Below are 13,393 nucleotides of genomic sequence, written 5' to 3' on the forward strand. Positions count from 1 at the left end.
CGTCCGGCGCCGCTACTTCACCGAGTACCGGGCGCTCCCCGTGCTGCCGTCCGCCGTCGTGACCGTCAGCGTCCAGCAGGTGCCCCGCTTCGCGGGCACCGTCCACGCCTTCACGTAGCGGTTCGTCGCGGTGTCGTAGCGGAGGCGTCCGGTCAGGGTGGTCGTCGGCGCTCCGGTGAGGACGGCGCCGGCGGTGCAGGAGGTCTGCTTCTGCGTGACGCTGCGCACGTCGGCGAGGGCGGAGTGGCGGAACGTTCCCGCGGAGGACGTCGAGGTCACCTGGAACGTCATGCCGGTCGCGGCTCCGGCGGCCACGCTCTTCACCGAGGTGCTGAGCCCGCCGATCGCCCACGGGGTCACGGTGTAGGACCCGGTGAGGGTCGAGACGTTGCCCGCCCGGTCGGTCGCGGTCGCCCGGTACACGTGCGGTCCGACGGATCGGCCGCCGCCCGTGATCACGCAGTCGCCGGTGAGGCCCGAGAGCGCGTCGTCCGCGAGGCAGCGCGCCTCCGGGAGCACGGTGCCGAAGGGGTAGGACCCCTCGGGCCTCGACGTGAACGAGAGCTGCGGCTTCGTGGTGTCGATGGCGATGCCGCTGCGGGTCGTCGTGGCGCGGTTGCCCGCGTTGTCGACGGCGGTGCCGGTGACGCTCTGGCCGGGGCCCTCGCGCAGGATCCGCGCGGGGGTGCAGCTGCGGATCCCGGAGCCGCTGCCGTCGGCGCAGGAGAAGCCGACGGAGACGGGGGAGCGGAACCAGCCCGCGGCGTTCGGAGCCGTCGGCGCGGTCGTCGCGGCGATGGTGGGGACGCCGGTGTCGACGATCCGGTAGGTCGCGGCGGCGGTCGTGGTCAGTCCTCCGGGATCGGTCCAGGTGCAGGTCGCCGTGCGGGTGCCGAGGCCGTTCACGAGCGTGCCGGTGACGACGGCCTCCTCGCTGAACGTTCCGCTCTCCGCATCCGTGATCGCGCAGGCGGCCCTCGGCTCCGAGCCCTTCTCGTAGGAGGCGCCGTCGGTGGCGGAGGCGACCGTCACGACGGGCGGGGTGTTCGCGGGGACCACGGTGACCGTATGCGGCACGCCGGCCGTGGTGCCGTACGCGTTCCGCGCGCTCACCGTGAAGGTGGAGTCGCCTGCGGTGGTCGGCCTGCCCGAGACGACGCCCTCCGGCGAGAGGGTCACCCCCGCGGGAAGGGCGCCGGACGAGACCTCGAAGGTCGCGGCCGGGCCGGACGCCGTGAAGGTCGCGGAGTAGCGGGTCCCGGTCTTGACGAGCGTCTCGGCGGTGTCGGCGGTGAGGGTCGGCAGCGGGCCGATCGCGAAGGCGTGGTTGAAGCCGACCGCGATGCCGGTGGCGCCGGTGATTCCGGCCGGGACGTCCAGCTCCGTGTCGCCGTCGGGGTGCAGGGAGACGACGGTGCCGTCGGACGTCAGCAGGACGCTGAAGCCGATGCCGGCGGCGATCGCGGTGATGCCGCCGAGATCGGCGGGGACCCGCGGCAAGCCGGAGTCGGCGGGGTCGCCCCAGGTGACGACGGTGCCGTCCCGCTTCAGGGCGAGGCTGTGGGAGTAGCTGACCGACACGGCGACGACGTCGCGGAGGCCTGCCGGGGCGGTGTACGCGCCCCTGTCGTCGCCACCCCACGCCACGACGGTCCCGTCGGCGCGCAGCGCGAGGCTGTTCCAGCCGCCCGCGGCGATCGCGACCACTCCGGAGAGACCCGCCGGCACGTCGGTCGCTCCGAACTGATCGGAGCCCCAGGCCGCCACGGTCCCGTCGCCCCGCAGAGCGAGGGTGTGGTAGCTGCCCGCGGCGACGGCGGTCACGCCGCCGAGTCCGGCCGGGACGTCGGTCTGGCCCTGACGGTCGTCGCCCCACGCGACGACCGTCCCCTCCATCGTGAGGGCGATGCTGTGGAGGTACCCGGTCGTGATCGCCGTCACCTCGCGGAGCCCGGCCGGCACGTCCCGCTCGCCCTCCAGATCCGCTCCCCAGGCCTCGACGGTGCCGTCGGTGTGGAGCGCGAGGGTGTGGCTGTAGCTGCTCGCGACGTCCGTGAGGTCGGACATGCCCGCCGGCACGTCCCACTCCCCGTTGAGGTAGCGCCCCCAGGCGGCGACGCCGTTGGCGAGGTGGTCGTTCCCGACCGGCACCGGGTCCGGCTCGGCGGAGGCGAGGGGAGCCGCGGTGCCGGCGAGCAGGGCGACGGTCGCGGTCAGGGCGAGCAGAGTGCGGCGCAGGCCCGCGGCGGTGCGGGCGGGGCGCGGAGAAGCGGGGTCGGTCACGGGCTCACGCTAGGGGCCGGCTCTCCTCCGCGGCGGGGGCGGGGGCGCCCTGTAGCGGACATGTCCTCTAGAGGGCGGAGCGCCGCTCCTCCAGGGCGGAGCCTGGCCCCTCGGGGCCCGCGGCGGAAGGGCTTGCCCGGATCCGCGGCGGGCGATTGGCTGGAGGGCAGGAGAGAGAGGTGTCACCATGACGCAGACCTTCCCCGCCTGGTTGCGGGATCAGCAGAAGAGGGACGACGAGGTCGGCCGCTTCGCGCAGGCCTTCGGCGGTCGCGACGACCTGCCCGAGCACGGCGGCCGCGCGATCTACGACGGCTACTTCGCCAGCGAGCCCGAGTCGGCGCAGGCCGATCTGGACCGCGCCTGGATGGAGTTCGAGGCGCACCCCGAGCCGTCCGCCACGTCCGACGAGCCGGAGGGACTCCGATGAGCGACCAGACCCCGAGCCCCGTCGAGGACCCGGACGACCAGTCCGACAAGCCGTCGCAGGCCGAGGGCGAGGACGAGCGCGACACCCCGCACGAGGTCCTGCCCGCCGAGGGCAAGCCCTCGAAGGCCGAGGGCTGAGCCGAGGGCTGAGCCGACGCACTCCCCGGAGGGGCGCATCCTGCAGAGGGTGCGCCCCTCCGTCGCGTCAGCGCCCGGTGACCGCCAGCAGCTCGTGCGCCGCGGCGCTGTCCGGGTAGCGGGAGAGCACGCGCTCCAGATCGCGCCGAGCCGGAGCCGTGCGCCCGTCCGAGAGGAGCGTGCTCGCGCGCTCGAGCAGCGCCTCCGCCCGCAGCTCCACGGGCCGCGCACTGGTGACGGTCGGGCGCACCACCCGGTCGAACGCCTCGAGGGCGCCCTCGATCAGGCCGAGCTCGCGGAGAGCGACGCCGCGGCGGATGAGCACCGCGGCGGAGGCGGCGTCCACGTTCTCGACGGGTGCCGAGAACTCGGCCACGTCGCTCCAGCGTCGGCGGGCGGAGTAGAGGGAGGCGAGCGTCGACGCCGCGAGGGTCGACGGCTCCAGGGTCTCGACCGCCACGACCGCCGCGGCCGGATCCGTGGGTGCCGCCAGCTCGGCGTAGAGCAGGCGCAGCGCCGGGGCGTCGAGCGGCACCTCCACGTCGAGGCCGCCGCTCAGCGGCAGGCGGACGGTCAGCGCGATCCCGTAGCGGCGGAGGAAGGAGTCGGCCGACGGGTCGTAGCGGATGCGCACCAGCCAGCCGGTGAGCCGCAGAGCGCGGTCGTCGTCCGCGGAGTGAAGGGCGTCGCGGACGAGCTCGACGACGGCCGCGAGGCGCGAGCCCTCGGGGGAGCCGGTGGTCGCCTCGTGCAGGTCCTCCGCCGGCGCCCCGGCGCGCACGAGCCGGAGCAGGGGCGCCTCCCACGCCGGAGCGAGGGCGGAGGGGCGCACGAGACCCGGCCCGCCGGGCATGCCGAGCCAGCCGGACAGCCGGGAGCGGTGGTCCTCGGGGGAGAGCGGGTCGCCGGCCGCCCGGAGCCGGGGGCGTGTGAGGGCGCGGAGCTCACCGCTCCGCCGGAAGCCGACTGCCACGGCCGATCCCCCTCCGCGTGCGACGGCGGCTGAGGACCGTCGATCCGCCGAGTCTACGGCGTCGCGCGCCGCGGTCACCCCCGAACGGGGAGCGACGCGCTGGCGGCGATCCCCCGCCTCCCGTCGTCGCCCCCCGGCGCTGTCAGGCGCCGATCGAGCCGGCCGTGCGCAGCGGCATCACGTCGGGCTTCTCGGCGGTGCTCGCGATCGTCACGACCGCCTTCTCCTCGTTCGAGCGGAGCACGGCGTCCATGATCTCGAGCACGTGCAGGGCCACGCGGCCGGAGGCGCGGTGCGGGCGGTCCTCCGCGATCGCCTCTGCGAGGTCGGCCAGTCCCACTCCGCGACCGGTGTCGATCACGCCGGCGGAGTCGGGGACGACCCGCCAGTCCTCGTCGCGGACGGCGACCTCGACCGGGTCCGAGAACATGTTCGGATCCGGGACCGAGATGGTGCCCTCGGTGCCGTAGACCTCGAACTTCGGGGCCCGGCTGCGCCAGACCTCGAAGCTCACGGTGACGGTCGTGGCGACTCCGCTCGCGTGCTCGAGCAGCGCGGTGATGTGCGTGTCGATCGTCACCTCGATCGGCGTGCCCGCCTTCGGCCCGGTCTCGATCGTGCGCGGGCGGTCGGAGCGGGTGGCCAGGCCCGTGACGCGGACGACCGGCCCGAAGAAGTGCACGAGCGCCGTCAGGTAGTACGGGCCCATGTCCAGCAGCGGGCCGCCGCCGGGCTGGTAGTAGAACTCGGGCGCCGGGTGCCAGCGCTCGTGGCCGGGAGCGGCCCAGTGCACCTGCGCGGCGATCGGGGTGCCGATCGCGCCGGAGTCGAGGGTGAGGCGCGCGGTCTGCACGCCGGTCCCGAGCACCGTGTCCGGGGCGCTCGCGAAGCGCAGGCCCAGCTCGTCCGCGAGGTCGAGCATCGGCGCGGCCTCGGCCGGGTTCAGCCCGAGCGGCTTCTCGGCGAAGACGTGCTTGCCCGCCTTCAGGGCGCGGGTGCCGATCTCGACGTGCGCCGCCGGGATCGTGAGGTTCAGCACCGCGTCGATCTCCGGGTCGTCGATCAGCGCGTCGACGGTGAGGGCGCGGACGCCCTGCTCGTCGGCGACCTGCTGCGCCCGCTCCTGGTTCAGGTCGGCGACCGCGACGAGGCGGAGGCCGGGGAAGGTCGGGAGGTTCGCGAGGTACTGCTCGCTGATCTTCCCGACGCCGATGATGCCGACTCTCAGCGGGACGCCCACAGCATTCCCCTCTCGATGATCGTGCGGACGTTGTCGTCCTGGAGGATCTCGACGCGGTGGCCCGGCGTCGAGACGAAGATGCGGCCCTCGCCCCAGAGGCGGGTCCAGATCGCGGGGGAGGTGATGGGGCGCTTCCACGGGTCCCACGGGCGGACGGCCTGCGTGGTCGTGGCGAGCACGTCGTTGTAGTCGTCGTGCAGCACCCAGTACTGCTCCGTGACCAGCTCGAAGTCTGTGATGCCCTGCGTGATCGGGTGGTCGGCGGCGAGGGCCGTCATCTCGATCGTGTGCGGCATGTAGTTGTCCGACTGCTCGCCGGTGCGCTCGTCCGGGTGCTTGCCGGGGTGCGAGGCGAACTGGCCGCCGATCAGCTGCAGGTAGTCGGAGTTGTCGCGGTAGGAGTCGGCGATCCCGCCGTGCCAGCCGGCGAGGCCTGTGCCGCGCTCGACCGCCGCGCGGAGGCCCAGGAACTCCTCCCACTGGATGGAGGTCATCGTGTTCGACTGCACGATCAGGTCGACCGTCCGCATGTACGCCTCGTCGGCGTACACGGCGGTCGACTCCTCGACGCGCACGTCGTAGCCGTTGTCGCGGAGGAACGGCAGGAACAGCTCGGTCGCCTCGACCGGTTGGTGGCCGTCCCAGCCCCCTCGGACGACGAGGGCCGTCTTGCCGGGAGTGGTCGGGGAGTGGTCGGTCATCGTCGTCCTCACGTGCGGGCGGATCGCTCCGCGGTTCGTCATCGAACAGGACTTGCGCAACTTCTGTGCGGGAGCCCCGGCGTCCGACCATCATGCACCGCGGTTCCCGGCGGGAGCAAGCCGTCCGCGCGCCGGTCCAGTTGCGAAAGTCGGTATCCGCTACGGTGAGCACATGCCCGACCACGACGACGTCTCCGGAGCGACCACCCGCCCGACCATGGCGCTCATCGCCGAGCGCGCCGGGACGAGCGTCCCCACCGTCTCGAAGGTGCTCAACGGCGGCACCGACGTCTCGGAGGCGACCCGTCTGCGCGTGATGGAGGCGGCGCACGCGCTCGGCTACCGCCGCCGACCGCGCCTGCGCCCGCCGGTCGAGGATCCGCACTCCGCCCAGATCGTCGACGTCGTCGTCGGCCACATCGGCGGCACCTGGATCGGACCGGTCCTCGAGGGGATCGAGGCCGAGGCCTCCGCCGCCGGGGCCGACCTGGTGCTCACCCGCGCCCGCGACGACGGCGCCTGGATCAGCCGCCTTCTCCGCCGCCCCTCACTCGGCGCCATCGTGGTGCTGGTCAACGTCTCGGCCGCGCAGCTGCACCTGCTGACCACCGCCGAGCTGCCCGTCGTCGTCGTCGACCCCAGCACGCGGCCGCCGGCCGACGTCGCGAGCGTCGGCGCGACCAACTGGGACGGGGGCCGCATGGCCGCCGAGCACCTCCTCGACGCCGGCCACACCCGCTTCGGCGTCCTCGGCGGCACCCGCACCCAGCTCTACAGCAGCGCCCGGATCGACGGCTTCACCACCGCGCTCCGCGCCGCCGGAGTCGAGGATCCGCGCGTCGCCTACTGCGACTGGGACCGCGAGCTGGCCCGCGAGGCCGCCGGGCTGATGCTCGCCGAGCCGGACGCGCCGACCGCCTTCTTCGCCTGCTCCGACGTGATGGCGCTCGGCGTCTACGAGGCCGCCGACGACGCCGGCCTCCGCATCCCGCGAGACCTCAGCGTCATCGGCTTCGACGACGTCGAGGAGTCGGCCTGGGCGACCCCGCCGATGACCACGATCCAGCAGCCCATCGGCGAGATGGGCGCCATCGCCTTCCGGATGCTGCACCAGGCGCACCGGTCCGCGACCCCGCTCGCCTCGGGAGCCTCGGCCACCCGCATGGAACTGGAGACGCGGCTGATCCGCCGCGCCTCCGTCGCACCCGTGCGCGTCTAGCCCGCCCTCCGCGGGATCGATGCGTCACGATCGGCCCCTATCCCGCGCCCGTGACGACCGTTCGTGACGCATCGACCCCGGCGGGCGCCGCGGTCGGTGGCGACCCGGGTCGCACCGCCTATGCTGCCCGGATGCGCAGCGCGACCGGGGGGATGGTGGTCGCGTCGTTCGTCTCGCGGATCCTCGGGTTCGTCCGGCTGGCGCTCCTGATCGTGGCGGTCGGGGGCACGAGCGCGTCGGTCGGCGGGCAGGTGTTCGAGGTCGCGAACTCCGCGCCCACCTACCTGTACGGGCTCATCGCGGGCGGGGTGCTCGGCGCGGTGCTCGTGCCGCAGATGGTCCGGGCGCGGGCCGACGGACCGGAGGGCGTGCGGACCCTCGAGCGGCTGCTCACCGTGTGCCTCGGCGGAGCGGCGCTCCTCACGGCCGCCTGCACGCTCGCGGCGCCGCTGATCGTCGGGCTCTACGCCGGGGGCTGGTCGGCCGACTGGGCTCTGCTCGCCACCCAGATGGCCTACTGGTGCCTGCCGCAGATCTTCTTCTACATCGTCTTCGCCGTCTTCTCGCAGCTGCTCAACTCCGCCGAGAAGTACGGGCCGGGCGCGTGGGCGCCCGCCTGCGCGAACGTGATCTCGGTGCTCGGGATCGCGGTGTTCCTCCTGATCCACCCCGAGGCGGCGTCGACACCCGCCGACGAGTGGACGCCGGAGATGGTGGCGCTCCTGTGCGGCACTGCCACTGCGGCGATCGTGGTGCAGGGGGTGATCGCGGTCGCGTTCTCGCGGTCCGTCGGCGTCCGCCTGCGGCCGCGCTTCGGCGTCGCCGGGCTCGGCGGAGTGTCGCGGGACGCGGTCTGGGTGTTCCTCGGCGCCCTCGTCGCAGAGGTGTCGTACATCGTCGTCTCGAACGCGGCGACGGCGGCCGGCCAGGCCATGAACCGCGCCGGTGTCGACGGGCCGAGCCTCAACTCCTTCTCGAGCGCGCAGCTGCTGCTCCTGCTGCCGCACGGCATCCTGGTCGTCTCCGTCGCCACGGCGATGTTCACGCCGCTCAGCCGGGACCTGCACCGCGGCGATCGGGCGGCCGCGGCGGTGAACCTCCGACGGACCGAGGACGCGGTGCTCGCCGTCACTCTGCTCGCGACGCTCCTGTTCGTCGCGGCGGCGCCACTGCTCACGCAGCTCGTCTTCGGCACACCGGTGATCGGCGGAGTCCTGCAGCTGCTCGCCCTGAGCCTGGTCGGCTTCAGCCAGACCTACGTCCTCAACCGGGCGATGTTCGCGCTGGGTCGGGCCCGCGACTCGCTGGCGACCCAGGTCGTCTCGGCCGTCGGCGTCGCGGTGGGGGCGCTCGTCGGCGGGCTCCTCCTGCCTGCCGAACTCGTCGTGCCGGCGATCGCGGGCGGCACCGCCCTCGGGACCACGGCCGCGTGGGCCCTCGCCCACTGGCTGGTCCGGCGCCGGATCGGCGTCGTGCCGCAGCCGACCCGGGACCGCCGCGCCGCTCTCGTCGCGGCGCTGGTCGCAGCCTGCGCGTCGGTGCCGCTCGGCCTGCTGCTCGCCGTGCCCGCCGACCGCCTCGCGGCCGGCGCCGTGCTGCTGCCGGTCGGACTCGCGATCACCGCCCTGTTCGTGGTCGTGCACCGGGTCGTCGGCGGGCGCTGGCTCTGGTCGCTGGTGCTCGCGCCGCTCTGAGGGGCTGCGCGTGCGGTCCCGCAGCCCCGACCCTCAGTGCCCCGCGCCGAGGTTCCCGGCGAGGCGGCCGTGCATCCGGGTGGAGGCGTCGTTCATGCCCTCGATCACGGCGCGGGTGCCGTGGCGCTCGTACTTGGTGGTGACGGCGTCGAGCGCGGCGACGGTCGAGGCGTCCCAGATGTGGGAGCCGGAGAGGTCGATCACGACGTGCGCGGGGTCCTCCGCGTACGAGAACTGCGTGGTGAGGTCGTTGCTGGAGGCGAAGAACAGCTCGCCGGTGACCGTGTAGTGGGCCGTCGATCCGTCGGCCGAGAGGGTGCGCTCGACGGTGGCGAAGTGGGCGACCCGGCGGGCGAAGACGACCATGGCTGCCAGGACGCCGATGACGACTCCGATCGCCAGGTTGTGGGTGAGGACGACCACGACGACCGTGGCGATCATGACGACCGTCTCGCCGACGGGCATCCGCTTCAGGGTCGACGGGCGGATGCTGTGCCAGTCGAACGTCGCCACCGAGACCATCACCATCACCGCGACCAGCGCGGCCATCGGGATGATCGCGACGAGGTCGCCGAGCGCGACGACGAGGATCAGGAGGAACACGCCGGCGAGGAAGGTCGAGATGCGGGTGCGGGCGCCGGACGCCTTCACGTTGATCATCGTCTGGCCGATCATCGCGCAGCCGCCCATGCCGCCGAACAGGCCGGAGAGCACGTTCGCGGCGCCCTGCCCGAGCGACTCGCGGGTCTTGCGGGAGGGGGTGTCGGTGATGTCGTCGACGAGCTTCGCGGTCATCAGCGACTCCAGGAGTCCGACGAGCGCCATCGCGACGGCGTACGGCGCGATGGTCGTGAAGGTCTCCCAGGTCAGCGCTACGTTCGGCACGAACAGCTCGGGGAGGCTGCGGGGCAGCTCGCCCTGATCGCCCACGGTCGGCACGGCGACCGCCGTGACGACGACCGCCACGGTGATGAGGACGATGGCGACGAGAGGCGCCGGAACGGCCTTCGTCAGGCGCGGCATCACGACCATGATCACGATCCCGACGGCGACCAGCGGGTAGACCAGCCAGGGCACGCCGATCAGGTTGGGGATCTGCGCCGAGAAGATCAGGATCGCCAGCGCGTTCACGAAGCCGACCATCACGCTGCGGGGGATGAAGCGCATGAGCTTCGCCACTCCGAGCAGCCCGAGCACGATCTGGAACACGCCCGCGAGGATCACCGTCGCGATGAAGTAGTCCATCCCGTAGTCGCGGGCGACGGGGGCGATCACGAGGGCGACGGCGCCGGTGGCGGCGGTGATCATCGCGGGGCGGCCGCCGAGGAAGGCGATCGACACGGCCATCACGAACGACGAGAAGAGGCCGACCCGGGGATCCACGCCCGCGATGATCGAGAACGAGATCGCCTCGGGGATGAGCGCGAGCGCGACGACGAGGCCGGCGAGGACCTCGCGGGTCAGGATGCGGGGGGTGCGCAGCGCCGTCATCACGGTGGGCTCGGCGTGGGGGCGGGCAGGGGTCTTCGAGGCGAGGGCCATCGCGGCGGCTCCAGGGAGTGGGAGGGGTGCTCGACGAGGAGCGCGGAGGGCTGCGGCATCGGGTCGGCGGAAGCGGGCGGGGATGCCAAGCTTGCAGAGGCGTGTCAGCAGCACGGGCAACCCTACCCTCACGTAAGGGTAGATCTGAAGGAGTGAGCAGGATCGGCACCATGCACATCGGCGAGCTCGCCGAGCGGACCGGCCTCTCGCTCCGGACCCTGCGGCACTACGACGAGATCGGCCTCGTGAAGGCGTCCGGCCGCACCGAGGGCGGCTTCCGCCTCTACACGTCCACCGATTACGACCGCCTGATCCTCATCCGTCGCATGAAGCCGCTCGGCTTCTCGCTGGAGGAGATGGCCGCGCTGCTCCGCGTGATCGACACCCTCGAGGCCGAGGGCGACGACGCGCCGGCCGAGGTCCGCGCGCAGCTCGACGCCTTCGTCGCGCAGGCCCGCGAGCGCCGCGAGGCGCTGAGCGCCCAGCTCGCGATGGCGGACGAGTTCGTCGAGCTGCTCACCAGCCGCTGAGCCCGGCCGCCTGCGCGATCGATGCGTCGCGAACGGCTCCCACGCGGCTCCGATGACGACCGTTCGCGACGCATCGGATCCCGGGAGCGCGGGAGAGCCGCTCAGGTCGCGCTCGCGTCGGGCAGCTGCTCCGGGCAGTCGCCGCCCGGCTCGGTGGCGAGCTCGAAGTGCCAGATCTCGTTCGCGTAGATCTGGCAGAGCCCGTAGTCGATGCCGTGCTGCGCGAGCCAGCTGTCCGCGTCCGTGTAGCCGATGTCGACCGCGCCGCCGGTGAGGTGGGCGGAGGAGGTGACGGATGCGACGCGGCGGCCGCGGCCCGACGGCGGCCGTCAGCCGCGCGGACCGCGGGCCAGCAGGGCGTGCAGCAGCGGAAGCGCCGACGCGATCATCAGCACCGTGCCGAAGCCGCTGTCGTCCGGGCGCACGACGGCGCCCGCGATCAGCAGGCCCGCGAACAGCACGGCCGAGATCACGCGGCGGACGGTGCCCTCGAGCCGGTTCAGCCGGCGCTCGATGGTGGGGACGGTGACCGCGAGCTCGCCGTCGTCGAGGGTCGTGACGAGCTCGTCGAGTCGGCGCGGCAGGCGCCAGATCAGGCCGAGCGTGTCGACGGCCTGCTTGCCGACGTCCTGCACGACGGAGCCGCGCTCCTCGCGGATCAGCTGCTGCGCGTAGGGCTCGACCGAGTCCCACAGGTTGAAGGCCGGGTCGAGCGCGCTGCAGACGCCCGAGGTCAGCGACATCGCGCGGATGACGAGCAGGAAGTTCTCGGGGAGCTGGAACGGCAGTGCGCGCACCACGTCGCCGAACTGCACGGCGAAGTCGCGGAACTCGCGCGGATCCACCTCCCGCAGCTCGGCGAAGCCCATGCCGCCGAAGCGGGCGAAGAGCTGCGTGAGCGCCCGCTCCAGCTCGCGGGAGTCGGCCGAGGGGAGGAGGACGCCGACCGCTCGGGCCGCGTCGACGAGCCCCTTGCCGTCGCGGGAGGCGGCGGCGATCAGCATCCGGCGCAGGCCTGCGCGGGTGCTCGGCGGCACCTCGCCCATCATCCCGAAGTCGATGAAGGTGAGGCGCCAGGGTAGCTCGCCCCCAGGGGTCGGCGTGACGAAGACGTTGCCGGGGTGCGGATCCGCGTGGAAGTAGCCGTTGGTGAAGAGCTGGTCGAACATCACGGCCGCGAAGACCGGAGCGACCTCGCGCGGATCGATCCCGGCGGCCAGCAGCGCGGCGTGGTCGGTGATCTTGATCGCGGTGACGTCCTCGAGCGTGAGGACCTTGCGGGTCGAGCGCTCCCAGACCACGTCCGGGACGGCCACCCGGGCGTCGCCCGCGAAGTCGGCGGCGAAGCGGACGGAGTTGGCCGCCTCCTGCAGGTAGTCGATCTCCTCGAGGCTGGTGACCGCGAACTCCTCGACGAGTGCCGGGGCGTCGACGCGGTCCGAGACGAGGCGAACGTGGCTGAGCCAGCCGCCGACGCGGCGCAGAGCCGCGAGGTCGACCTCGACGATCTGGTCGATCCCCGGCCGCTGCACCTTCATGATGGCGGCGGAGTAGCCGGTGTCCTCGGCGTCGGCGGGGGAGAGCCGGGCGCGGTGGGCCTGCCCGAGAGAGGCGGCGGCGACGGGCGACTCGTCGACTCCGGCGTACGCGCGCTCGAGCGGCAGCCCGAGCTCGGACTCGGCCAGCGCCCGGATCCGCGGGAACGGGACGGGCGGGACCTCGTCCTGCAGCCCCTCCAGCTCGCGGGTGATCTCGGGCGGCAGCACGTCCAGGCGCGACGACATGAACTGGCCGACCTTGATCATCAGGCCGCCGAGGTCGACCGCGAGCACGTGGAAGCTGCGGGCGAAGCGGCGCATCCGGCCGGGCCGGGTGCGGAGCGCGACGCGCGTGAGCCCCACCCGCGGCAGGAGCAGGTCGAAGAACCAGGTGACCGCGAGATGCCACGCGGCGAAGCGGAGGATCCGGCGGTAGCGCCGCCGGTCCTCCCGCTCTCGGTGGCCCGGGGCGGCAGGACCCGGGCTGACCGAGGCCACCCGGGTCAGTCCTGCGCGAGGATCGCGTACAGGCGGCGGCGCACGTCCTCGAGTTCGGCGACGGCCTTGCGGATCTGCTCGGGGGTGCCCGAGCGTCCGACCTGGGCCGCGGCCTGGGCGAGCTCGAGGCCCGCCTTGGGCAGGGCGCCGAAGTCGACGTGGTCGGAGTCGTTCCACGGGGTCGAGGTGCCGTGCTCGGCGACCGTCGCGCGGCCGGCGTCGGTCAGCGTGTAGGTCTTGCGGCCGTTCTGCTCGTCGGCCGTGATGAGTCCCTCGTCCGCGAGGAGCTGGAGGGTCGGGTAGACCGAGCCGGGGCTCGGCTTCCAGTCGCCTCCGCTGCGCTCCTCGATCTCGCGGATGATCTGGTAGCCGTGCATGGGCTGCTCGGCGAGGAGCGCGAGCACCGCGGTGCGCACGTCCCCGCGGCCGACCCGGGAGCCGACGCGCTTCTCCATGCGGGAGCGGGCCTGCTCCATCGCGCGCCAGATGCTCTCGATGGGCGTGCCGGTGCCGAACGCGCCGGTCGATGACGATCCGTTCATGATGACCTCCTGTTTCTCCGAACGATACTCAGCGATATGGGTGGCGACTGTGAACGACTGCCGCGT

At 73.2% G+C, this 13,393-nt stretch carries 12 protein-coding genes; 5 read left to right on the plus strand and 7 right to left on the minus strand.

Annotated elements, in window-relative coordinates; translation table 11 throughout:
* Nucleotides 1-12: 12 nt before the first annotated feature.
* Nucleotides 13-2,283, minus strand: a complete 2,271-nt coding sequence (locus C5C49_RS11315) for a PxKF domain-containing protein (RefSeq protein ID WP_104346194.1) — start codon at nucleotides 2,281-2,283, stop codon at nucleotides 13-15.
* A gap of 187 nt (nucleotides 2,284-2,470) precedes the next feature.
* Between C5C49_RS11315 and C5C49_RS11320 the strand changes: the two genes are divergently transcribed.
* Entirely contained in the window at nucleotides 2,471-2,713 is a 243-nt protein-coding gene (locus tag C5C49_RS11320) for a hypothetical protein (protein ID WP_104227148.1), read from the plus strand.
* Nucleotides 2,710-2,850: a hypothetical protein gene (locus tag C5C49_RS17040; RefSeq protein ID WP_159940045.1), complete on the plus strand. Its 141-nt coding sequence runs from the start codon at nucleotides 2,710-2,712 to the stop codon at nucleotides 2,848-2,850. Before C5C49_RS11320 ends, C5C49_RS17040 begins: the two co-directional genes overlap by 4 nt.
* Nucleotides 2,851-2,917: 67 nt before the next feature.
* Here the strand turns inward: C5C49_RS17040 and C5C49_RS11325 are convergent, their stop codons facing one another.
* The 3 genes from C5C49_RS11325 to C5C49_RS11335 form a co-directional block, all read right to left on the minus strand.
* Nucleotides 2,918-3,823, minus strand: a complete 906-nt coding sequence (locus C5C49_RS11325; RefSeq protein ID WP_104282600.1) for a tol-pal system YbgF family protein — start codon at nucleotides 3,821-3,823, stop codon at nucleotides 2,918-2,920.
* Between the two features lie 142 nt (nucleotides 3,824-3,965).
* Nucleotides 3,966-5,063 carry a Gfo/Idh/MocA family protein gene (locus tag C5C49_RS11330; RefSeq protein ID WP_104255953.1) on the minus strand — a complete coding sequence of 366 codons (1,098 nt, stop codon included), beginning with the start codon at nucleotides 5,061-5,063 and terminating at the stop codon, nucleotides 3,966-3,968.
* Nucleotides 5,048-5,764 (minus strand): ThuA domain-containing protein, encoded by a 717-nt coding sequence (locus tag C5C49_RS11335; RefSeq protein WP_104227162.1) that lies wholly within the window; start codon nucleotides 5,762-5,764, stop codon nucleotides 5,048-5,050. The genes C5C49_RS11330 and C5C49_RS11335 overlap by 16 nt, the downstream gene beginning before the upstream one ends.
* 172 nt (nucleotides 5,765-5,936) lie before the next feature.
* On the opposite strand from C5C49_RS11335, the gene C5C49_RS11340 reads away from it, so the two are divergent.
* Nucleotides 5,937-6,983, plus strand: a complete 1,047-nt coding sequence (locus C5C49_RS11340; protein ID WP_104295812.1) for a LacI family DNA-binding transcriptional regulator — start codon at nucleotides 5,937-5,939, stop codon at nucleotides 6,981-6,983.
* 131 nt (nucleotides 6,984-7,114) lie between these two features.
* Complete coding sequence (gene murJ, locus C5C49_RS11345; RefSeq protein WP_104234036.1) at nucleotides 7,115-8,677, plus strand: murein biosynthesis integral membrane protein MurJ; 1,563 nt, start codon at nucleotides 7,115-7,117, stop codon at nucleotides 8,675-8,677.
* Nucleotides 8,678-8,710: 33 nt separating this feature from the next.
* On the opposite strand, the gene C5C49_RS11350 is transcribed toward murJ, so the two are convergent.
* Nucleotides 8,711-10,219, minus strand: coding sequence for a SulP family inorganic anion transporter (locus C5C49_RS11350; protein WP_104346195.1), 1,509 nt, complete (start codon nucleotides 10,217-10,219; stop codon nucleotides 8,711-8,713).
* 170 nt (nucleotides 10,220-10,389) lie between these two features.
* On the opposite strand from C5C49_RS11350, the gene C5C49_RS11355 reads away from it, so the two are divergent.
* A complete protein-coding gene (locus C5C49_RS11355) occupies nucleotides 10,390-10,749 on the plus strand; it encodes a MerR family DNA-binding transcriptional regulator (protein ID WP_104227142.1) in 360 nt (119 codons plus the stop codon).
* Between the two features lie 329 nt (nucleotides 10,750-11,078).
* On the opposite strand, the gene C5C49_RS11365 is transcribed toward C5C49_RS11355, so the two are convergent.
* The gene (locus C5C49_RS11365) at nucleotides 11,079-12,785 is read right to left on the minus strand and encodes an AarF/ABC1/UbiB kinase family protein (protein ID WP_104227141.1); all 1,707 of its coding nucleotides are present in this window, start codon (nucleotides 12,783-12,785) and stop codon (nucleotides 11,079-11,081) included.
* A gap of 5 nt (nucleotides 12,786-12,790) precedes the next feature.
* Nucleotides 12,791-13,327, minus strand: coding sequence for a PadR family transcriptional regulator (locus tag C5C49_RS11370; RefSeq protein WP_104224292.1), 537 nt, complete (start codon nucleotides 13,325-13,327; stop codon nucleotides 12,791-12,793).
* Nucleotides 13,328-13,393: the final 66 nt, after the last annotated feature.

The sequence above is a fragment of the Rathayibacter sp. AY1E2 genome (assembly GCF_002932325.1).
GTDB lineage: Bacteria > Actinomycetota > Actinomycetes > Actinomycetales > Microbacteriaceae > Rathayibacter.